This is a genomic window from Candidatus Buchananbacteria bacterium (assembly GCA_013359225.1).
Taxonomy (GTDB): domain Bacteria; phylum Patescibacteriota; class Patescibacteriia; order Buchananbacterales; family UBA6539; genus JABWCG01.
Window position 1 is genome coordinate 267,733 of the sequence record JABWCG010000001.1, and the last position, 22,376, is coordinate 290,108.

Genomic DNA, 22,376 nt, shown 5'->3' on the forward strand with positions numbered 1-22,376 from the left:
CATAATAAAAACTAAAATGATTGATCAAGTAAAAATTAACGGACTTAATCAAATTGCCAAAACTTTACTGACGCCAGGTAAAGGCATTTTAGCGGCCGATGAGAGTTTTGGCACAATCGGTAAACGTTTTGATAAAATTGGTTTAGCTTCAACCGAAGAAAATCGTCGCGCCTATCGGGAAATGTTACTAACCGCGCCTGAACTTAACAAATATATTTCAGGCGTTATTATGTTTGATGAAACGATTCGTCAGTCAACGGCTGATGGTGTTTTGTTTGTTGAGGTTTTAACTAAAGCCGGTATCTTGCCTGGTATTAAGGTTGATCAGAGTACAACCGAGATGCCTGAATCACCGACCGAAAAATTAACGAAAGGTTTAATTGGGCTACCCGAACGTCTAAAGGAATATGCTGCCTTGGGCGCCAAATTCGCTAAATGGCGGGCGGTTATTACCATTAGTGACACAACACCAACGGAAAATAATTTAAGACAAAATGCTTTGGACTTAGCACAATATGCCAAGGATTGTCAGGATGCCGGGTTGGTTCCGATCGTTGAGCCGGAAGTTTTAATGGACGGCTCTCATACGATGGAAAGATGTGCTGAAGTTTCAAAACAAATTTTAACAATGTTGTTTGAAGAATTAAATAATTTGGAAGTTGCGATTGAGGGTGTTTTACTTAAAACTAATATGGTTGTTCCCGGTAAAAATTCTGGGCAAAAAGCAAGCTCAAACCAAATCGCCGAAGCCACCATTAAACTTTTTAAGGATGTCTTGCCGGCCAATCTTCCGGGCCAAGTCTTTTTGTCTGGCGGTCAAACCGAGGTTGAAGCAACGGTTAATCTTAACGCCATCAACAGTCACGGGCCTTTTCCCTGGCCGTTAAGTTTTTCTTATGGCCGGGCGCTTCAGGATAGTGCTTTAGCAACTTGGAATGGTGAGGCTAAAAATGTGGTTGCCGCCCAAACCAAATTGATTCATCGGGCAAAAATGAACAGCTTGGCGGCTTTGGGCCAATATAACCAAGAGTTGGAGCGTTAATTTTATGTCCAAGCGAGCAGTTATTGTTCACTGTTGGGACGGCTCTCCGGATTATTGTTGGTATCCGGCCACTAAAACCCAGCTGGAACAAAATCAATTTTCAGTCACGGTGCCGGCATTTCCCGAAACCGAAGCGCCAAATTTGGCAAAGTGGCTACCTATGCTACAAACCGTTGTTGGCACGCCAGATGAAAATTTATTTTTAATCGGTCACAGCGTTGGATGTATTACCATTCTACGGTATTTAGAATCGTTAGCTCCTGGACAAAAGATTGGCGGCGTGGTATTGGTAGCTGGCTTTACAGATGACTTAGGCTATGATGAACTAAAGAATTTTTTTCAAACCAATATTGATTTCCAAAAAATTAAAAGCCATTGTCCAAAATTTGTGGCCATTCATTCCGATAACGACCCCTATGTTGATTTAAAGCACGCCGATGTTTTTAAGGCGGAGTTGAATGCTGAAATAATTGTTAAGCACCAGGCCGGGCATTTTTCAGGCGAGGTTGACAATGAAACTAGCTGCCGTAATTTGCCGGAAGTAAGTGATACCGTTTTAAAAATGATTAACCATAAGCAATCATAATGAATATTCCAGTTAAAACTTTAGCTTCCGGTTTTAGTATGCCGGTATTTGGGATTGGCACCTACGGCATGGGCGGCCTTAGCACGATTGACCCGGCTAACGATGACAATGCTGACATCGCGGCAATTAAAGCGGCGATCCAGCGCGGCGTGACCCATATTGACACCGCCGAGCTTTATGCCCAGGGCAAAGCTGAACAGCTCCTTGGCGAGGCGATTAAGGGTTACGACCGCCAAAGACTGTTTATTGTTTCAAAGGTGTACCAGGATAATTTGGCGTATGATAATGTTTTAAAGTCGTGCGAAGAAAGCCTGAAACGTCTTGGTACTGATTACCTTGATCTATATTTAATTCATAAATTCAACCCGGCCATTCCATTATCAGACACGCTCAAAGCCTTTGATGAATTAGTTAGGCGGGGATTAATAAAGCATATCGGAGTTTCTAATTTCTGTGCTGACCATCTGAAAGAAGCTCAGAGGTATACGGAAAATAAAATTGTTTTTAATCAGGTTCATTATAATTTGGTTTTTCGGGAGCCACAACGTAAGGGCTTGCTTGATTACTGCCAGCAAAATGATGTCATTCTGGGTGCTTGGCGGCCGATTGAACGGGGGATGCTTACTACGGATTTACCGCCCATTATGAAAGAAATGATGCAAAAGTACCAAAAATCGGCGGCGCAGATTGCCATTAATTGGCTGGTTAGCCAGCCTAATGTTGTCACGCTTTCCAAAAGTACCAACATCAGCCATTTGGAAGATAATCTTGGTGCCCTTACTTGGGAGATGTCGGAAACTGATATTCGCAAATTAACTAATGAGTTTCCCGGCCAGCAAGATGTTTCCAACCGCCAACCATTAAGTGATGAGATTCTTAAAGAATATAATAACCAACAATAAATAATATGCTAGACAAGTTAAAACAGCTTAAACAGTTAAAATCACTGCACGACGCCGCGAAGTCAGAACGATTTGAAGCTTCAAAAGACGGCGTTAAGATTGTCATTAACGGCAATATGCAGATTGAAGAACTTGTTTTAAACCCCGAGCTTGATACTCAGCGTCAGGCCCAAGTGGTCAAGGAGTGTTTTAACGACGCCATCCGCAACGCTCAAATGGGCATGGCCCAAAAATTGCAGAGTCTAAATATTGGCCTGTAAGACTATGTCCGGCCTGGCTGGCTTTACAAAAGAACTTTCGGCCTTGGCTGATAAAAAACAGGCACAAGTTTTGCAAGGATTTTTTAAGACCGGCCCCGGCCAATATGGCGAAGGTGATATTTTTTTAGGTATTAAGGTTCCGCGGACGCGTTTAATCGCCAAAAAATATCTTCAGCTTAGTTTGTCCGAAATTCAATCATTGCTGAATAGTAGCATTCATGAGTACCGACTTGGTGCTCTTTTTATTTTAATTGCTCAGTATAAAGTTGCGGATGATGCCTTAAAGAAAAAGATTTTTAATTTTTATCTAAAAAACACCCGCCGCATAAATAACTGGGATTTAGTGGACCTGTCGGCGCCAAATATTGTCGGCGATTATTTGTTGGATCGTGACCGCCAAGTTTTATACCGTCTGGCAGGGTCAAAAGACTTGTGGGGTCGTCGGATCAGCATTATTGCCACTTTTGCGTTTATTCGTAATAATGACTTCAATGACACTTTAAAAATTGCCAAAACGCTTATAGCTGACCCTCACGATTTGATCCACAAGGCCGTTGGTTGGATGTTGCGTGAAGTTGGCAAGCGTGAGCTAAAAGTTGAAGAAGCCTTTTTAAACCGCTATGCGGCCAAAATGCCGCGCACAATGTTGCGCTACGCCATTGAGAAATTCAGCGATCAAAAACGAAAATATTATCTGACTAGAAAATAACTGATAAAAATGTTAAAATTATAAGGTAATTTTATAAAAGCCTTATTTTTATTTATGATGTTTCAATCTAAATTATTAATTACTATTTTATTCATTTTTTTGTCCTTTTTATTTGGGTCAGTAGTCTTGGCCGCCGGTCCGGTTGATTTATCGTTTGCTGGAATTACTAATTATCATGTTAAAACATATCATGTAAACTCTTGGTTTTGGCCAATGTCCAAGATGATTGATTATTTTTTGAGTGAAGGGGTTAGACCGGATATTATCTATATGATTTTAGCAGTGCCTTTTATTACTTTCGTTATTGCTTTTTTCCGACAGATTATCGGCATTTCAACTTTCGGTCTGTACATGCCCTTGTTAATTGCTTTGTCGTTTATGCTTTTAGGAGTATTGTTCGGTATGGCGGTGTTATTGTTGGTTATTTTGGTTAGCTATGTCTTAAGAGAAATTGTCGGCAAGCTTAATTTACTGTATATCCCGCGAGTCAGTTTTTTATTTTCAGTTTTGTCGCTGTCGTTTTTTATCATTATTTGGTTTAGTTTGAATTTCGGCAGTCCAGTGACGATCGGCGCGGCGATTTTTCCGATGCTGATGATTTCCACCATCTCTGAGAGAATTTCTTCAACTCAAAGCGAAGAGGGTGTTAGTGGTGCTTTGCGCGGAACAATCCAGACAATTTTAGTTGCTTTGGTTGCCTATTATTTTGTCAGTTGGCCTTGGCTGGCGGTCAGAATTATTGCCTTGCCGGAAATTGTTTTATTGCCGCTTATCGGTAATTTAATTACTGGCAAATTCACTGGTTTACGGTTGATTGAGTATTTTCGTTTCCGTACCTTATTTAAAGATAATATTGAGGAATAATAACTATGTCTTGGTGGGAAAAAAGGCACGACATTCTTGGTGTTAATGCTCGCAATCTGTTGTATGTCAACCGTTACAATACAAAATTAAACAAGAATTTTGCCGACGACAAGCTTCATACGAAAAATTATCTACAGTCTCGGGGAATCGGGGTTGCCAGACTATACGCTGCAATCCGAAATTATAAAGAATTGGTTAGTTTTAATCCGGAAGTGCTGCCAGATAATTTTGTCGTTAAGCCTAATCGTGGTTTTGGTGGTACCGGTATTACCATTATTCGCGACAAAAAAGGCAAAACCTTTTTTGGGACCGGTAATAAAAAATATGACTGGCAAGATTTGTTTAATGAATGTTCGGCTATTCTTGACGGGAAATATGCCATTTCCGGTTTTCGTGACCAGGTCATTTTTGAAGAATTACTAATAACACACGAATCCTTGGTTGACTATGTTGAATCAGGCTTGCCGGATATTCGTATCATTGTATTCAATCTAGTACCGATTGTTGGTATGCTGCGTTTGCCGACAACTGAATCGGAAGGCAAAGCTAATTTACATTTAGGAGCAGTCGGCCTGGGAATTGATATCGGCACCGGCTTAACCACCTACGGCGTTCAGCATCATAAATTTGTTACTCATTTGCCCAACGGCAAGCCGGTTAAAGGAATAAAAATTCCGTTTTGGGATGAATTGCTTTTGACCGCTGCCCGAATTCAGCAAATTAGCCAAGTCGGTTTTTTGGGAGTTGATTTGACGGTTACCAAAACCGGGTTAAAAGTTTTGGAAATCAACGCCAGGGCCGGACTTGATATTCAGATTGCCAACCGTGCGCCGCTTAAAGTCCGACTGCGCAAAGTTTCCGATTTAAAAGTTGGTTCGCCTCAAGAGGGGGTTAAAATTGCTAAAACTTTATTTACGTCCAATCCGAAAAAAATCGTTGAGTTTAAAGTTGATAAGCCAATTATTGGGCTTTATGAGCCAATTGAAGTTTTAAACTCTATTCAAGGTTTAGTTAAGGCTAAAATTGACCCTCACGCCGGCAGAAATATTTTGGATTCAAGTTTCAAATCCGAATTTGAAGATGGTTTTGTCAGCATCAAATTGGCCGGCAAGCGCATTAATTTGCCAACAGAGTTCGGTGATTTGCAGAAGCATAATTATAAAGCCATTTTAGCTGGAAAATTTTTAAGTGATTTTTTAATTGATACCTCCATTACTCCTTCACCAAAAAATATTAAACCGGAACTGGCAATTGGCAAAGGCGATCGCAAAGAAGAAAAAATTATTAAAAATATTGACCGAAAAATTTACCTGCTTGATAAAAGTCTGGGAATTATTCCTCGCTTTAAGCCGATTAACTTACTTCAAGAGCAGGAATTATTTTTTCAGAATAAAACTTATTCGCCGCAGTTTATCTATAAAAAAATTACGACTGACTTGGAAGCAATTAAAAAAGAGTTAAAAAAGATACCAACCAAAGTCGATCATCCGTTAATGCCGTTTTATCACGATAAAATCAGAGAAATGAACCGAAAAATTTTGTTGTTGGAAGCACGGGGCAGCGAAAAAATTCAATATCATTCAGAAAAACTTTACGGCCGAGTGAGTCGGGAAATGTATCGGCAGGCAGTTGATTATATTACTAAACAAAAAATTGAAACAGATATAAGTGAAGAACTACCAATAAAAAAGATTCAAAAAATTCTTGAAGACTATCTGAAATTGCAAAAATTGATTCACTGGAATGTTGTTGTAGTCAAGGACGCTGCGGCCGATATCAGTGTCAGCCGTCGCAACCAAATTTTTCTGAAAGATGGCGCAAAAATTTCTGAAAACCGCCTAAAGGCTTTAATTGCTCACGAAATTGAAACTCATATTTTTCGTTTAGAAAATGCCAGGCTTCAGAGTTATAAGATTTTTGAAGTCGGAACGGCAAATTATTTAACTACGGAGGAGGGTTTGGCAATTTATAATCAAAATACCCTAGGTTTGCCACTTGGAGATAAAGCCATTTGGCTAGCACTAAACGTCGTTGGTGTCTATTTAGGACGGAAATTATCTTTTGCTGAGTTATTTGACCACTTAGTAAAAACCTATGAAGTGAAAGATCAGGAAGCTTTTAAGATTTGCGTCAAAGTTAAACGTGGTCTAAGTAACACGGAAAAACATACTGTTTTTAGTCGCGACCTGATCTATTTTAATGGTTTGCAATTGATTGCTGATTTGGTTAAGCAAAAAGGCCGGGCTGGGATAAAATCGCTTTATTTTGGTAAAATAGGAGTTAATGATTTGCCGCGACTTGCTGCTTTTGAGTTTAGCAATATAAAATATTTACCGGATCGTCTAAAATGATTGTAGCTATTATCAACTTATTTGTAACCGCTTTAATTATTATTTTTTCTTTTACTGTAACGGCCGGCGAACCAACTTATCAGACAATCGTCAAGCCGCCCAAAATTGAAAACAAGGGGATTTACCTCACCGCTTACACCGCCGGCAACAAAGTCAGGCGCGCTAAACTAGTTCAGCTTATAGAGCGCACGGAATTAAACTCAGTGGTGATTGATGTTAAAGACTATAGCGGTCTTATTTTTTTTGATACTAATATCCCGCTGGTAAATGAAATTGACGCTGAAGACATCCGGATTCCGGACCTTCAAGACTGGCTGGCCGAATTAAAACAAAAAGGAATTTACACGATTGCCCGCATTACCGTTTTTCAGGATCCTTATTTGGCGGAAAAACGTTCCGATATTGCTCTAAAATCAAAAGCCGGCGGTTTATGGCGCGATTTTAAAGGTTTAGCCTGGGTGGATCCCACCCAAAAGCTGGTTTGGGATTATAATATTGATTTAGCCAAAGAGGCGATTAAGCTTGGGTTTGACGAGATTAATTTTGATTATGTTCGGTTTCCTACTGATGGGAATATCAAACAAATGGCGTTTGCCAATCTTGATAATCCGACTTTAGAGGGTAAATCCGAAGTGATGAAGGAGTTTTATACGTACCTGGGCGAACAGTTAAAGTATGAACCGGCCCTGCTTTCGGCTGATTTATTCGGGATGGTGCTGTGGCGTAACGATGGCTTAAATATTGGCCAGCGCCTGGCTGACGCCGCACTAAATTTTGATTTTATTTGTCCGATGGTGTACCCGTCGCACTATCCGGCCGGCTTTGAAAAGTTTGCTAACCCAGCTGAACACCCCTATGAGATTGTCTATCGCAGCTTAATTCGAGGCAAAGACGTGATGGAGCAATCAGGTTCTAAGCTTCGACCCTGGTTGCAGGATTTTGATCTGGGCGCTGAATACACCCCGGAAATGTTACGCCTGCAAAAGCAGGCGGCTTACGACGCCGGTGCTAATGGCTGGCTGATGTGGAACGCTTCAAATAACTATACGGAGGCTGGTTACGAGGTGGAAGCTTCAAATTAGCCTTGACAAATGCCGTTTGTAATGTTATAAAAATGGCTGTGGATAGGTCCTCTTGCTATCCTTGCGGCATAAATGTAAAATTGAAGCACCTCTTAAAGTGAGGAGCGGAGAAAACACAGATAAAAACAAACCAATATAGCCCGTTTGAACGTTGTAAAGCTATTGATTTTAAGTGGAAACCCTTAAAGATGCGAGCGATTGGTTTTTTATTTTGAAAATTTCAACTATTAAACTATTTAAAATATTAATAAATAAATCAGCTGAAAAATTTAATTAAAAAACATATGAACAAGAGTAACTTGTTGCGCGCCTGGCGCGTGATGAGCTGGGCTCTTATTTTTTTTATAAGCGTCCCAGTTCAAATCTTTGCGGTGGATATATCACCGGCTCAAGCTACGGTGGAGCCTAAGGTTGAAATTTGTCACGCCACTAGTGCTGAGGGTAACCCTTATGGTCCTAACAAAATTTTGGTAGACCAAAGTTCTATCATTGGTGGTCATGATAGTCATAATGGTAACGATGGTGGTGTTTATCCCGAAGAAAATTGGGGCGACATCATCCCGCCATATACCTATTATGTCAACGAACAGACTGGCGAAAATTGCGTGACAGTGATTGACACCCCAGCCGTTCCGGCCAGCGGACCAATTACTTATACAAAGAGTTCGGATTTTAGCAATGCTAATATTGATATTAACTATCAATCTAGTGACAAAAAAATTACTATTACCCCTAAGAATGGTTATTATATTACTAAAGTAGAACTAGATATTAATGGTGATTTCATTGGTGGTTATGTTGATCATACCTCTGATTTCCCAAGTTCTGGTGGAACTTATGATCCAGATGGTCCAAGTGGTAATGATACTATTGAAAATGCCAAAGTCACAATCTATCGCGATGCTGTTGCGGCCGTGACTCATGAAGAATGCACGCCGGTGTATGGAGATGTCGCACACGATTATCCAGGCAAAAACTGGGGCACTGAAGGTCAGGCAATTTGGAATAACGGTTGCCAAATTCCGGCAGTTTGCGGCAATGATGTTTTAGAATTTGGTGAAGAGTGTGACGATGGCGCAGAAAATGTTGACGACGCTCAGGCTGTTTGGAGCCAGAACCAGGGTGAAGGCGACCGAACCTATTGTTCAGTAAGTTGTGAAAGTTATACTATTCCTGGCTTGTACTGTGGTGACGGCCAAATCAATGGCGAAGAAGACTGCGACGATGGTATCAGTGGTTCGCAAACCTGTAGCACTGCTTGTGAAACTATTGTTCCAGAACCAGACGCTCCGGTGACTATTCTAGCCTGGAAAGTGGTGTGCGATACTGAAGCAGCTCTTCCAGATTGGGGATTAAACGGCGGTGTTGAACCAGACGAACCGGATGTGGTTGGACCAACCACTGCAGCCGACTATGTTGCATCAAGCGAGGGTCATTGTTGGCTTCAAGAAGGCTGGAATTTCCAGTATGGTCCTTACGGCCAATTAATGAGCGGCGATTACACTGGCTCAGCGCCAACAGAAAACGGCTGGTTTGATTTTGACAGTGTTACCGGCACCTCAACTCCGGCTCAAGTGGAAATTGAAGACTGGGATGACAATAATAATTTAATTTGGTTTAGAGAAGTTTTACAGCCAGGTTACATTCCGTTTGTGAATCCTCCAGGGGACAATCAAAACCCAATTAGCGCTGAATTTTATTGCGGTAATGATGTTTTGAATTTTGATAACTGGGAATGGGTTGACGGTTTAGAAAGTGGCGAAACCCACTATTGTGTGGCATTTAACGTCGCGGTTGGCTGCGGCAATGGCATTGTTGAAGGGCAAGAAGCTTGTGATGACGGTCCGGCCGGTTCAAATGAATGTTCACCGCAGTGTACAACCGCGCCTGAATGTAATCCGGAGATTGAATTAGTAGTTAATGGTGGCTTTGAAGAGCCGATTGTAACCAACTCAAACAAATGGGATATTTTCCCAAGCACCCTTACTAATTGGTTGACTGACTGGATGTCGCTAAGTCCAGGCACTTTTGGCGCCCAGACCAGACCGGAAGAGGCCTGGCTTGAATTGCATCGCAAGGTTTCCGGCTGGTTGCCTTCGGAAGGCGAACAATACGCGGAACTTGACGGCGACTGGTATGGACCAAGCAATGCGGGTTCTGGTGAACCGGCCTCAACCAAGATCAAACAAAATTTGATCACCTGGCCGGGGTACAATTATGAAGTTAGTTTTGATTTCTCACCAAGACCAAGCACCGGTAGTGGTGATAACATCCTTCAATTTAACTGGGACGGTGGTTTGATTGATACATTAAATGGTGCTGGTGCTGGCAATACCAACTGGTCAAGTCATACTTATGATTTAACAGCAACTGGATTTAGCACCGAACTGATGTTCGCTGATGCCGGCACTTCCAATTCACTTGGAACATTCTTGGACAATGTCAGCGTTCGTTGTATTCCGCCGGTAATTCCAGTCTGTGGTGACGGCGAAGTTAATAACGACGGCGAAGTCTGCGACGACGGTAACACTGAAAATGGTGACGGTTGCGATGCCCAATGTCAGCCCGAAGAAATTTACGCCGATTACTGTGGTGACGGCGAAGTTAATCAAGAATGGGAACAGTGTGACGGTGATGAGGGTTGTACCCAATACTGTCAGTGGGAAGAACAAAATGAATGCAGCGATTTAGTTTTGGCCCGAGTAAATGTTGATGAAGTTAAAAACTGGGGCGCTGGTGATATGAGTTCAGACGTCTATCTTGGTAGCGCCGGCAATAAGATTCCGGCTGGTACGTGGTTTGCCTTATACTACAGCGGCGCTGGAATCACTGATGCTGATCTTTCCGGCTATGAAAATGTTGAAGGCTTAGCCGTACAGCGTTTGGCCGGAACAGTTCGCGCCGTAGTACATGGTACCGGTACCAATAATGATAAAGAACATATTCACGGTAATATTGAATTCTACAACGCCACAGTAACTGATCAGGATAACGATCCGTCAAACGCTTTGCCGGGCGCCAACGGACTAGAAGATGGCTTTAACGGCACTGGCACTGGCCAGTATAACGCCAGCAACGATGAGGTTTGGATTTCTGATGCAACTCATTCAAACTTCTGGTTAACCACCACCACTGCTGATGATGGTTTCTATTCCGACTGGCAGATTGTTGAGGATTGCGTCGGTCAGATTTGCGGCTATAAATATAACGACAAAGACGAAAATGGTTCTTTGAGCGAAGGTGATGAAGGTTTGGAAAACTGGACCATTAAATTGCTGCAATTTACCGCTTGTGAAGAGGGTGATGAATGGGCAGATTCTGTAGTTGACTATACTCAGGGTACTCGCCGAAATGGCACTCCCATTCTTGCCGAACGAACGGTAACGACGAAAGCATTGGGAGCAGCTCAGAATAATGACTCAATCAATTTTGTTTCGCTTGGATTTGGCGGTGAGTTAATCTTAGGCTTCAACAATTTAATTGTGAATGCTGCCGGAAACGACGTTCAGGTTGTTGAAACCACTTACGGCAATCAAGTGTGTAATACCTATCCAGAGAAAGCCGATGTCTATGCTTCGCAGAACGGACTTGATTGGATCTATTTAGGTAACGCCTGCCTAGACAGTAGTTTTGATTTAGGAACTTTGTCATGGGCTCAATACATTAAGTTTGTTGATGCGACTAGTTTAGCAGACTTTACCAACGTGCCGGAAGCTGACGGATATGATGTTGACGGCGTTAAGGCCTTGAATTGTGCTTCTGCAGTAACGGTTGTTGAAACGCAGATGACTGATGAAACTGGTCACTACTGTTTTGAGACTGCTACACCCGGTGACTACCGAGTTCAGGAAGAGCTCCAGTCAAATTGGCATAATACTTCTGACTGGTTTACAGATGTAGACTTTAACGGCGAAAACAGCCTGAATGTTGATTTCTTTAACGCAGTTGAAGAACAAGCGCCTCAGGGCAGCATCTGTGGGTATAAATTCTACGATGCTGATCAAGATGGTGTCTTTAACAACAACGATTACGGCATTGACGGTTGGAAAATCTTTGGCCTTGGCGGCAGCTTAACCAGTACTTACACTAATGAAAATGGTGAGTATTGTTTGAATGCGCTTGAGGAAGGAACCTGGAATGTTTTTGAAGAACTCTTCACCCTGCCGGGTAACTGGGCTACCACAACTGTTGCAACCAGAACAATTGAGCTAAGCAGTGAAGGTGTTATCGGCATTAACTTTGGAAACATTCTTTGTACCGATGCCGATGAAGACGGTTTTGCCGCCAATGGTGGTGCCATCTGTGGCGAACAGGACTGTGATGACAATGATTCAGAAAAAACTACTGACTGTAGTGAAGAAGAACCAAATGATCCAGGCCCTAACAACCCAGGTGGCGGAGGCGGGGGCGGAGGCGGAAGCTTCAGCAATCTAGTAATTCATACTGAAAACACTGGCAATGGTCCAGAAAGCTTAACGGTTTTGATCACTTGGTTTACTAATAAACCAGCTACGAGCCGCGTGGTTTATGACACTGTTTCCCATCCGGAACCGGGTGAAGCGCCAAACTATGGTTACCAGTGGTCAACCCCGCAGACCGATACTGATCCAAAAGTCACTTATCACGAAGTTTTGATTAGTGGTTTGGATCCAAACACGATCTATTACTTCCGACCAATTTCTTCGGCTTCCCCGGAAGTTTTGGGAACGGAAGTTTCCTATCAGATTCTGGAAAACGGGGAAGTTATTGTTGAAGAAACTACACCTCCGGCCAATGAAGAGCCAAATCCAGGGCCCTCGGCCCAAACCCCTCAGGGTGAGGAAACGTCTGCTGCCGGTGGCGCGGGTAATACCGGTATTGTTGCCGGTGCGGAATTTGAAGAGCCAACCTTGTTAGCTCAGGGTGGTGATGCTGTACCGACTCAGCAGCCCGACAGAAATCAACCTCAGGAAACTGCCCCTGAACAAACCGCTCAAGTGGGTGCAACTGACTGTGTAATGTATATCTGGTTGCTATTAGTGATTAATATAATTACGATCGCCGACCTGGCGTACTTTGGTATGAACGCCGCTAATAACTTTGCCAAACAGTTGTGGTGGATGCTGGCAATTTTGGTGGCTGTACCTGTCATCCTTGGTTATGCTCAATGTTGGCTTGTCGTCTGGTTGCTAATCACTTTAGTAATTGCAATCATTCTGTACTTCTCAGTTATTGCTAGAAAACAACAGCATTCATAATTCTTGAATGAATAAAAGCTAAAAAGCAGTCAAACAGCCCCAATCCAGGGGCTGTTTGACAAATCGTATTACTTATGTCATACTATATATAGTAGTTAACTGCAAAGAAAATGTTTAAGAAACAAGACGGCGGGAAAACTAAAAAATATCTGACTTTAATTGGCGCTTTAAGTGTTGTCATTAACGCTTTCGGCGTCTTTTTTGTTTTGTTTCGTCCAAAGCGCTGGCGGCAATTTATTAAAGGCCAAAAAAAAGAATTTTCTGAATTGTCCAGCGGCAAAGAGGATTTTGTCAGATTTACTAAAGATTCTTCCAGACTGCTGAAGGATTTGTTTATTCCGGATGTTTCTAACGATCACCGGCCGATAGTTTTACGTCCCAAAAATTTGTTGAGCTTAGCCGTAACAGCCGTTGCTATTAAACTGATAGTGACAGGATTCTTATTTTTAACCTACCCAAGTCCGGCGCAATTGTCGGCAATTATCTCCAGCAATATTATTTCGTTGATTAATCAGTCTCGGACTGATGCTGGCGTTGAAGCCTTGGCTGAAAATGAATATCTGACCAAATACGCGTACGAGAAAGGGCAGGATATGATTACCAATGATTATTTTGCCCACGACACTCCCGACGGCAAGCGGCCATGGCAATGGATCAACCGTGGTGATTATGACTACGTCTATGCGGGCGAGAACCTGGCCATGGATTTTACCAATGCCGAAGTTGTTCATGACGCGTTCATGAAAAGCCCAAGCCATCGCCGCAATATTTTAAATCCAAAATATAAAGATGTCGGTATTGCCGTTATTAACGGTGAACTGAATGGGCATCAGACCATTCTATTGGTTCAATTTTTTGGCACTAAACGTTCTGATGCCGCAACGTCGGTGGCTCAGGCTAATGAAATACCGTCACAACCACCCAATGCGGATCAGGTACCGGTTGCCGAGGTGGTTGAAACCGAAACAAACCCCGATGTCCTGGCGGCAGGAACGGCAAATGAAGGCCTGATTGTCGTGACTACTCAACAGCAGGCGACAAAACCGCTAGTGAATATGATTGTTGAATATTCAAATATTTTCTTTATCGCTTTCCTGATTTTCATGTTTTTATCTTTAATGCTTAATATTTTTATAAAAATCAGGGTGCAGCATGCTTCAGTTATTTTGCAAAGTTTGGCAGTAATTGCCCTGCTGGTTTCCCTCATCTTGGTGAAATTCCATTTCATTGAGCAGGTAGCGCCGCAGATTCTTATTCTATAAAGTTAGCCGTTAAACTAATCCTTCGTAAGCTTTGCGGGGATTTTTTATTTTTGGTTGATTTGTGGTATAATTAGCCCATGCCAACTTTCAAGAAAAGCAACAAAGTGGAGAATATTAAGAGTGATTTTATCACCGTAGCTTCCCATCAGCTGCGTACGCCAATCTCCGGTATCCGCTGGTCGTTAGACACCCTTTTAAGCGGACGTGCCGGGCTGTTAACAGAAAAGCAAATTGAAATAGTCCAGGAAGCCTACCGCAACAATAAGTTTATGGTAAAGGTGGTAAACGACTTATTACGGGTTTCGCGTTTTGAGGAGAAAGGACTGAATTTACAACCAAAATTCATTAGTCTTAAAAAAATTATTACCGAGGCTATCGAAGAACTAAGGCCGTTAGCAACTGCTAACAACTGTGAGATATTTTTTGACGCCGGCAAAAATATCCCTAATGTCTATGTGGACCCGCTCCAGCTTAAACCGGTTGTGTTTTCCTTCATTGATAACTCTATCTTATACAGTAAAGCTAAAGGTAAGGTAAAAATTTCTTTAAAAAAAGTTACTGATTTTGTCTTTTTAAAAATTGAAGATAACGGTATCGGCATTCCGGCCAACGAACAGGAATTGGTTTTTTCAAAATTTTTTCGTGGCAGTAACGCCATGAAGGCACAAACCGAAGGCATCGGGCTGGACTTATATTTAGCCAAAGAAATTATTGAACAGTCCGGCGGTAAAATTAGTTTTCAGAGCCGTGAAGATCGGGGCACGACGTTTAACATTTATTTGCCGTACATTAAGGTTGATGTTGACGGCAAGCCGACAATGGAAGCCGAAGCAAAAAATATTAATGATGTTTTAAAGAAAGAACGCGAATTCGTTTCCATTACTGTTCATGAGTTAAAGGCACCGCTAGGTATCACCAAGTGGAGTTTGGAGATGCTTAAAAATCAAAAGCAGGGCAAACTTAACAAAAATCAATTGGAATTAATTGACCAGGTATATCGGGGCAATGAACGGCTGTTGGTGCTGGTTCGGGATCTGCTTAATTTGTCCAAACTTCAGGAAGGTAAATTTGAAATTGAACCTAAAGAAATACTTTTTGAGTCAGTCATTGATGATGTGGTAAAAGGTTTTAGCATTCAGGCTAATAAAAGCAAGGTAAAATTAATCTGGAAACGCCCGGCCAAACCCTTTGGGACGATTAAGGCCGATCCAAACCGAGTCGCACAGGTAGTTACAAATATAGTGTCAAACGCCATTAAGTATACACCGGCGAATGGTAAAGTGATTTTGGCGCTTGAGAAGGTGTCTGGTGCGGATTTAAAAAAAATTTCCCAAGATTTGCCGACTGCTAATTTGTCATTTACTTCAAACAAGAACGGATATTTAGTGCTGAGCATTAAAGACAGCGGTATTGGTATTTCTGATGAAGATCAAAACAAGCTTTTTACCAGATTTTTTAGAAGTAAGAAAGTTTTAACCTCCAAAACAGAAGGTACTGGTTTGGGGTTATATATCACTAAATCAATTGTTAACCTGCATCGCGGCGACATTTGGTTTACCAGCAAGCTTGGAAGCGGTTCAACGTTTTATATCAGTTTGCCGATTGCATAAAATTTTTATGGTCCGACCAAAAATTTTAATTGTTGAGGATGATAAATCCTTGGTCAAAATCCTTGAGGAGGCTTTGGATAAAGAAAAATTTGAGGTCATCTTAACAATGGACGCCAGTCAGGCGATCAAAAAAGCCCGTTTAGAAAAACCAAACATTATCATTTTGGATGTTATGTTGCCCGGTAAAAGCGGCTTTACCTGTCTGCAGCAGCTAAAAAACAGTAAAGAAACTAAAAACATTCCGGCGATTATCCTGTCGAATTTAGGCCAGGCCGAAGAGATTAAAAAAGGCCTTGAACTGGGGGCAGTTGATTATTTGGTGAAAGCCAATTTCTCAATTGATGAAATTATCAAAAAAATATTAAAATATTTAAAGAAAAATTAAGGGATATTTTTTATGGCTATCAAAACGGTAAAATCTCAAAATTTTGACTGGTACTACCTAACCGATTTTTCAAACGAGGAGTTAAACTTCTTAAAAACCAATTTCAAGTTTCACCCCTTAGATCTCAAAGACTGTGCCGGAGAAATTCGGCCCACTAAAATTGACATTTACCGAAACTACATATTTTTAGTTTTTCAAATTCCATATTTGGATAAAGTTGGAAAAAAAGTTTCTGTTAGCCAGGTTTATTTTTTCTTGGGTAAAGGATTTTTGGTGACGATTACTAAGTCGCGGATGAAAATTTTTAACAATTTTTTCTACCGGATTGTTAATAATCCAAAAGTCAAAGAAGAGGCTTTTTCCCAGGATGCCGGTTACTTGCTGTATAAAATTCTTGATTTGTTGCTTCGCAGCAGCTGGCTTTTGCCCAATTATTTGGACCAGGATATCAGACGAGTGGAGGCTGATATTGAAGAGGGCCACACCCGAAAAATTGTTTTTGAAATTGCCACTTTGCGCCGGCTAATGCTGCAACTTAAAGCGATTATCGACCCGCAAAAAATCGTCACCAACACCTTGAGCCGTTTAGACGCCAAATTTATTGACAGCGAAATGTTGGTGTATTTTGACGACTTGGACGACTTTATTGAAAAAAATATTTATATTTTAGAAAGTTATCGCGACCGCGTTTTGAGCCTATACGAAATCAACGAAGCGTTAATGTCCCACCGGACTAACTCGGTAATGAAAATCCTGACCGTTATGTCTGTGGCGTTAATGCCGTTAACCCTACTGTCTGGCATTTACGGAATGAATATCGATTTGCCGCTGGGCAATCATCCGTTTTTCATCTGGGGATTATTTATTGGTTTGGCGGCGTTGATTCTCGGCGTTTTGTTTTATTTACGAAAAAAGGATTGGATTTAACCATATGGCTAAATTTGACATTATCACTATCGGCGGGGCAATTAAAGATTTTACGCTGTATACTAATCAGGGAAAAGTTTTTAACACCCCCCAAAATCTAACTGCGCAAAAAATGCTTGCTTTTGAATATGGCGCAAAGTTTTTAATCAAGGATGTCAGTCTTAATTTTGGGGGCGGCGCTTCCAATGCCGCAGTGGCATTGGCTAAATTAAATTTAAAAACAGCAATCATTACTCACCTGGGTAACGACGAAATCAGCAGAGAAGTCTCAGCCAACTTAAAACAGCATAAAGTTTCAACTGATTTGATTACCTTTGACCGGCTTAACCCGACCGGATTTTCTTTTATTATTGCCGTTGATAAAAAAGAGCGCGAACATGTGGCGTTTTCCTGCCGCAATTCCGACGAATATCTCAAAATCACGCCGGCGAGTTTAGCCAAAGTAAAGACGGATTGGTTTTATATCACGTCATTATACGGTAAAAATTGGCAGACTAATCTTAAAGCAGTTTTTAAATTCGCCCGGGACAACAATATTAAAGTCGCCTGGAACCCGGGAACGCAACAGCTGCAGGCGGGAAAAAGGATTATTGGTGAATTTATCAAACAGACAACAGTTTTGGTTTTGAATAAGGACGAAGCGATTGAGTTAGTGTTATCCGGTATAAAACTTGGCAAGAAAAGTCCAAACTATTTAAATCGCCATGTCTATTTGCTTAACATTTTGCAGGAGTGGGGCCCTAAGATTGTGGTGATTACCGATGGCGCTAAGGGTGCCTGGGCGTACGATGGCAAAAAGATTTATCACCAAAAAGTGGTAAAGGCAAAAATTATTGACACTACCGGCGTTGGTGATGCGTTTGGTTCAAGTTTTGTTTCGGGATTAATTAAACACCATTTTAATATCAGTAAAGCGCTGCGGCGAGGGGCCATAAATAGTTCGGCAGTCACTAAAGAAATTGGCGCGCAAAACGGCTTGCTGACTGAAAAAAAACTTTTAGAAAAATTATAATTAAAAAATTATGGATCCATCAATCACTTGGAAGGTGCTTGCTCTCGTCTTTGTCGGAGTAGTAGTCGCCTTAATTGTTAAATCTAAGCTAAGTTAACCACTTAGCTTAGATTTTTTTCTCATCTATATTTTAAATAGTCATTTTGTCATTTAGTAATGTTAAAAAAAATTCTTAATCAGGAATCAAAAAGTTTAACGTCCGCCGCGATTGTTTTAGGGGTGGCATCTTTGGTTTCCCGCCTGTTAGGAGTGCTGCGGGATCGCGTTTTGGCTGGAGAGTTTGGCGCCGGCGTTGAACTTGATATGTATTATTCGGCGTTTCGGATTCCGGATTTAGTTTTTAATTTGTTAGTTTTGGGGGCATTGTCCGCCGGATTTATCCCGGTTTTTACCGGGTATTTAAGCAACAAGAAAAAAGCTTGGGAGCTGGTTAATAATATTTTGAATGTTTTGATCGTCGCTTTGATGCTGTTGACTATCTTTTTAGCAATCTTCGCGCCCTGGCTGGTTAAAATAATCACCCCTGGTTTTGGTCCGGAACAGTTAAAAATCACTACGCTGCTGACTAGGATTATGTTTTTGTCGCCAATTCTACTAGGAATTTCCGGCATCTTTGGCAGCGTGTTGCAATCAATGAAGCGGTTTTTTATCTACTCCGTAGCGCCAATTCTTTATAACGTCGGTATTATTGTCGGCGCCTTGGTATTTTCGCGCTATTGGGGAATTTATGGTTTGGCCTGGGGCGTAGTCTTTGGCGCCTTGATGCATATGATTATTCAGATCATTGCGGCGTTTACTTTGGGCTATCGCTACCAGTGGCAGTTTCAAATTACCGATAAAGGGTTGATCAAAATTTTAACCATGATGGTGCCGCGAACGCTCAGTTTGATTATTGCGCAGATTAATTTATTGATTGTGACCATTATTGGTTCAACTCTAGCCGTTGGTAGCATTGCCATTTTTAACTTGGCAAACAACATCCAAAGTTTTCCGTTGGGAATCTTTGGTGTTTCCTTTGCTATCGCGGCGTTTCCGGCGCTGTCGGAATTGGTGAAAAAGAAAAAACAGTTTATTGAAACATTATCAATCACCATGCGTCAAATTCTATTTTTTATTGTCCCGGCGTCCGCCTTATTGATAGTTTTGCGCGCCCAAGTAGTTCGTGTAGTGCTTGGTAGCGGTCGGTTTGACTGGGAAGACACTGTTTTAACACTTGAAACATTGTCGTTATTTTCATTCAGTCTTTTTGCTCAGGCACTAGTAATGGTTTTAGTTCGCGCCTTTTTCGCGCTGGAAGACAGTAAGACACCATTTTATACCGGCTTAGTTAACGCCTTGGCGAATATCATTTTGGCGGTGATGTTAGTTGAGCCCTTTGGCGTGGCTGGTTTGGCGATTGCGTTTTCTCTTTCAACCATTTTAAATTTAGTATTATTGCTGTTAATCCTCCATTACCGACTTGGTAAATTAGACGGCGATAAAATTGCGCTGTCGTCAGTTAAAATTTTAGTCGCTACTTTTATGCTGGCAATTACTGCTCAGGCGATCAAATACCCGTTGGAACAAAGTTTTGGCACTCAAACGCTTGTTGGTATTGGTTTACAAACCATAGCGGCAACCACTGGTGGCCTGCTGGTTTATTTTGCCATTTCCTGGCTACTCAAAAGCGAAGAGCTTGATATCTTAATTTCTAGCTTACGCAAGAAATTATTGCGGCGTCCGGCCATCGCCGAAGAAATTATTGAGAAAGAAAAGTTAACTTAGTTTCTACTATTTCAGCCACCTTTTTATAATATTATTTTGTCTGACACTTTTTTAGAAAAAGTGTCCAAAAATCGTAAGCCTGGTGACAAAACTGACATAATTTTTACGCTCCCAACGCTAGGTGTCGTAAACTCGTTGCTTGTTGCTCCTCAGACATACGACACCTTAAAGGCGCGTTGGTCACTAAAATTATGAAACGTTTTTCAAGGCTTGCCTAGATAATTAAATAATGCCGGCACTAGCAAACGTAGAGAATTTTAGTGAACAATATGACCATCCTTTTGCTTGTTTGAGGAACATAGTGACGAGTTTGCAAAAGGATAGTATTGTGAACGTTGAAAAATTCTTACAGTTTGGCTATCTGCCGGCGATTTTGGAGCCACCTTTTTACAAAGGTGGCTAAGATTTTTGCCAAAGTATCAAAACGATCACTATTGATTTTAGGCCAATTTCTTGGTATGCTAGTTTCTGTTATGGACCAAAAAATAAGAAATTTTTGTATCATCGCACATATTGATCACGGCAAGTCCACACTGGCGGACCGCTTTTTAGAATTGACCAATACCATTTCCAAGCGGGAAATGAAAGAGCAGCTGCTTGATCAAATGGACATTGAACGCGAGCGGGGAATTACCATTAAGCTTCAACCGGCGCGAATGAAATGGCACGATTATGAATTAAATTTAATTGACACTCCTGGTCACGTGGACTTTAGTTATGAAGTTTCGCGCAGTTTAGCCGCAGTTGAAGGTGCGATTTTATTAGTAGACGCGTCTCAGGGTGTGCAGGCGCAAACCGTAGCCAATTTATATTTAGCGCTTGAACAGGGTTTAGAAATTATTCCCGTCTTAAATAAAATTGATTTACCAAACGCGGACGTTCCCCGAACAACTGACGAAATTTGCAAACTAACTGGCTGCAAGCCAGAAGATGTTTTGAAGGTTTCCGGCAAGACCGGGCAAGGAGTTGACTTATTGTTACAGGCGATTGTGGACCGGGTGAGCGCACCCAAAACTAACACCAACCCCTTACGAGCTTTGGTGTTTGATTCCAACTACGACGAATATCGCGGGATTGTGGCGCAAATTCGGGTGATGGATGGTGAAATCAAGCAAGGCGATAAAATTAAATTAACTTCCACCAAAAAAGAAACAGAAGTGCTGGAAGTCGGTTACTATACGCCAAAGATGAAAAAATCTGCTTCCTTAAAGTCGGGTGAAATTGGCTATGTGGTTACCGGCTTAAAAAGCATTGAAGACTGCCGGGTTGGCGACACGGTGACATTGTTTGATACCAACGTTGAAATGTTGAAAGGCTACAAAGAAGTTAAGCCAATGGTATTTGCCGGACTGTTTTGCAAAGAAGGAAACGAATATCCGCGTTTGCGCGAAGGCATTGAAAAATTAAAGCTTAATGACGCGGCCTTGATGTACGAACCGGAAAATTCGCAAGCCCTCGGCTTTGGTTTTCGTTGTGGTTTTTTAGGGCTGCTCCATTTGGAAGTTATTCAAGAGCGGCTCAAACGTGAATTTGGACTTGATTTGGTGGTTACTGTACCAAGCGTTGCGTATAAAATTACCAAAACTGATGGTACCGTCATCACTATTCACAGTCCGCAGGAGCTGCCATCACCGGACAAAATCAATAAAGTCGAAGAGCCGATTATGAATGTGGATATTTTTTCACCCAAAGAATACCTGGGCGGAATTATGCAGCTGGTGGCCCAAAAGCGGGGGATTTATCTAAACACTGAATATTTAGACGACAAGATTGTTGTGCTTCATTATCACATTCCTTTAACCGCCTTGCTGGTTGATTTTTATGACAAGCTAAAAAGCATTTCTGCCGGCTATGCTTCGCTTAACTATGAATTTTTAAATTACCAAACTACGGAAGTCGTTAAACTTGATATTTTAGTGGCTGAAGAAATTGTGGAATCACTAGCCTCAATTGTCTATAAGGATGAAGCGTTTACCATCGGTAAAAAGATTGTTAATTCGCTCAAAGAAACCTTACCGCGCCAGCAGTTCGTTTTGAAAATTCAAGCGTCGGTTGGTAGTAAAGTGATTGCCGCGGATCGATTAAGCGCTCTACGCAAGGATGTAACTGCTAAACTCTATGGTGGTGATTACACCCGCAAACGTAAACTTCTTGAAAAACAAAAGAAGGGTAAGAAAAAGATGTTGGCGCATGGTACTGGGAAGGTTGATATTCCAACTGAAGCATTTTTGGCAGTTTTGAAGAAATAGTATGACTGCTATCGTCAAAAAGAGGTCTTAGATTCAGTTCTAGGACCTTGTTTTTTCGCTTAAAACGAGCCGTAGCTGAACGTTTTACGCTAGTTCATGGATATTTTATAAACTTGCTTTTTGGCTTAGCTGAG

At 41.5% G+C, this 22,376-nt stretch carries 16 protein-coding genes; all 16 read left to right on the forward strand.

What is annotated here, in order from left to right; translation table 11 throughout:
• Positions 1 to 16: 16 nt before the first annotated feature.
• The 16 genes from HUU49_01480 to lepA all read left to right on the forward strand — a co-directional run bounded on the left by HUU49_01480 (position 17) and on the right by lepA (position 22,242).
• Positions 17 to 1,042 (forward strand): fructose-bisphosphate aldolase class I, encoded by a 1,026-nt coding sequence (locus HUU49_01480; GenBank protein NUM25278.1) that lies wholly within the window; start codon positions 17 to 19, stop codon positions 1,040 to 1,042.
• A gap of 4 nt (positions 1,043 to 1,046) precedes the next feature.
• Positions 1,047 to 1,628 (forward strand): serine hydrolase family protein, encoded by a 582-nt coding sequence (locus tag HUU49_01485; protein ID NUM25279.1) that lies wholly within the window; start codon positions 1,047 to 1,049, stop codon positions 1,626 to 1,628.
• On the forward strand, positions 1,628 to 2,530 hold the full coding sequence (locus tag HUU49_01490) for an aldo/keto reductase (protein ID NUM25280.1): 903 nt from the start codon (positions 1,628 to 1,630) through the stop codon (positions 2,528 to 2,530). Before HUU49_01485 ends, HUU49_01490 begins: the two co-directional genes overlap by 1 nt.
• Before the next feature lie 5 nt (positions 2,531 to 2,535).
• Positions 2,536 to 2,790 (forward strand): YbaB/EbfC family nucleoid-associated protein, encoded by a 255-nt coding sequence (locus tag HUU49_01495; protein NUM25281.1) that lies wholly within the window; start codon positions 2,536 to 2,538, stop codon positions 2,788 to 2,790.
• 4 nt (positions 2,791 to 2,794) lie between these two features.
• Positions 2,795 to 3,499, forward strand: a complete 705-nt coding sequence (locus HUU49_01500; protein ID NUM25282.1) for a DNA alkylation repair protein — start codon at positions 2,795 to 2,797, stop codon at positions 3,497 to 3,499.
• 54 nt (positions 3,500 to 3,553) lie between these two features.
• Positions 3,554 to 4,363: a hypothetical protein gene (locus tag HUU49_01505; protein NUM25283.1), complete on the forward strand. Its 810-nt coding sequence runs from the start codon at positions 3,554 to 3,556 to the stop codon at positions 4,361 to 4,363.
• A 5-nt stretch (positions 4,364 to 4,368) separates the two neighbouring features.
• Entirely contained in the window at positions 4,369 to 6,714 is a 2,346-nt protein-coding gene (locus tag HUU49_01510) for a DUF1704 domain-containing protein (protein ID NUM25284.1), read from the forward strand.
• The gene (locus HUU49_01515; protein ID NUM25285.1) at positions 6,711 to 7,796 is read left to right on the forward strand and encodes a putative glycoside hydrolase; all 1,086 of its coding nucleotides are present in this window, start codon (positions 6,711 to 6,713) and stop codon (positions 7,794 to 7,796) included. The genes HUU49_01510 and HUU49_01515 overlap by 4 nt, the downstream gene beginning before the upstream one ends.
• 2,006 nt (positions 7,797 to 9,802) lie before the next feature.
• Positions 9,803 to 13,033, forward strand: coding sequence for a hypothetical protein (locus HUU49_01520; protein NUM25286.1), 3,231 nt, complete (start codon positions 9,803 to 9,805; stop codon positions 13,031 to 13,033).
• A 110-nt stretch (positions 13,034 to 13,143) separates the two neighbouring features.
• A complete protein-coding gene (locus HUU49_01525; GenBank protein ID NUM25287.1) occupies positions 13,144 to 14,295 on the forward strand; it encodes a CAP domain-containing protein in 1,152 nt (383 codons plus the stop codon).
• Between the two features lie 77 nt (positions 14,296 to 14,372).
• A complete protein-coding gene (locus HUU49_01530; GenBank protein ID NUM25288.1) occupies positions 14,373 to 15,905 on the forward strand; it encodes a HAMP domain-containing histidine kinase in 1,533 nt (510 codons plus the stop codon).
• A gap of 7 nt (positions 15,906 to 15,912) precedes the next feature.
• Entirely contained in the window at positions 15,913 to 16,290 is a 378-nt protein-coding gene (locus HUU49_01535) for a response regulator (protein NUM25289.1), read from the forward strand.
• A 12-nt stretch (positions 16,291 to 16,302) separates the two neighbouring features.
• Positions 16,303 to 17,217: a magnesium transporter CorA family protein gene (locus HUU49_01540; protein ID NUM25290.1), complete on the forward strand. Its 915-nt coding sequence runs from the start codon at positions 16,303 to 16,305 to the stop codon at positions 17,215 to 17,217.
• 4 nt (positions 17,218 to 17,221) lie between these two features.
• Positions 17,222 to 18,229, forward strand: a complete 1,008-nt coding sequence (locus HUU49_01545; protein ID NUM25291.1) for a carbohydrate kinase family protein — start codon at positions 17,222 to 17,224, stop codon at positions 18,227 to 18,229.
• 156 nt (positions 18,230 to 18,385) lie between these two features.
• Entirely contained in the window at positions 18,386 to 19,993 is a 1,608-nt protein-coding gene (murJ, locus tag HUU49_01550; protein NUM25292.1) for a murein biosynthesis integral membrane protein MurJ, read from the forward strand.
• A 473-nt stretch (positions 19,994 to 20,466) separates the two neighbouring features.
• Positions 20,467 to 22,242 (forward strand): elongation factor 4, encoded by a 1,776-nt coding sequence (lepA, locus tag HUU49_01555; protein ID NUM25293.1) that lies wholly within the window; start codon positions 20,467 to 20,469, stop codon positions 22,240 to 22,242.
• Positions 22,243 to 22,376 lie beyond the last annotated feature (134 nt).

Excerpts from the sequence above, each read along its gene's own strand:
- HUU49_01545 (NUM25291.1), top strand. The coding sequence starts at position 17,222 with ATGGCTAAATTTGACATTATCACTATCGGCGGGGCAATTAAAGATTTT.
- HUU49_01535 (NUM25289.1), top strand. The coding sequence starts at position 15,913 with ATGGTCCGACCAAAAATTTTAATTGTTGAGGATGATAAATCCTTGGTC.
- HUU49_01530 (NUM25288.1), top strand. The coding sequence starts at position 14,373 with ATGCCAACTTTCAAGAAAAGCAACAAAGTGGAGAATATTAAGAGTGAT.
- HUU49_01510 (NUM25284.1), top strand. The coding sequence starts at position 4,369 with ATGTCTTGGTGGGAAAAAAGGCACGACATTCTTGGTGTTAATGCTCGC.
- HUU49_01485 (NUM25279.1), top strand. The coding sequence starts at position 1,047 with ATGTCCAAGCGAGCAGTTATTGTTCACTGTTGGGACGGCTCTCCGGAT.
- HUU49_01520 (NUM25286.1), top strand. The coding sequence starts at position 9,803 with ATGTCGCTAAGTCCAGGCACTTTTGGCGCCCAGACCAGACCGGAAGAG.
- HUU49_01515 (NUM25285.1), top strand. The coding sequence starts at position 6,711 with ATGATTGTAGCTATTATCAACTTATTTGTAACCGCTTTAATTATTATT.
- HUU49_01525 (NUM25287.1), top strand. The coding sequence starts at position 13,144 with ATGTTTAAGAAACAAGACGGCGGGAAAACTAAAAAATATCTGACTTTA.
- HUU49_01540 (NUM25290.1), top strand. The coding sequence starts at position 16,303 with ATGGCTATCAAAACGGTAAAATCTCAAAATTTTGACTGGTACTACCTA.
- HUU49_01490 (NUM25280.1), top strand. The coding sequence starts at position 1,628 with ATGAATATTCCAGTTAAAACTTTAGCTTCCGGTTTTAGTATGCCGGTA.
- HUU49_01480 (NUM25278.1), top strand. The coding sequence starts at position 17 with ATGATTGATCAAGTAAAAATTAACGGACTTAATCAAATTGCCAAAACT.
- HUU49_01500 (NUM25282.1), top strand. The coding sequence starts at position 2,795 with ATGTCCGGCCTGGCTGGCTTTACAAAAGAACTTTCGGCCTTGGCTGAT.
- lepA (NUM25293.1), top strand. The coding sequence starts at position 20,467 with ATGGACCAAAAAATAAGAAATTTTTGTATCATCGCACATATTGATCAC.
- murJ (NUM25292.1), top strand. The coding sequence starts at position 18,386 with ATGTTAAAAAAAATTCTTAATCAGGAATCAAAAAGTTTAACGTCCGCC.
- HUU49_01505 (NUM25283.1), top strand. The coding sequence starts at position 3,554 with ATGATGTTTCAATCTAAATTATTAATTACTATTTTATTCATTTTTTTG.
- HUU49_01495 (NUM25281.1), top strand. The coding sequence starts at position 2,536 with ATGCTAGACAAGTTAAAACAGCTTAAACAGTTAAAATCACTGCACGAC.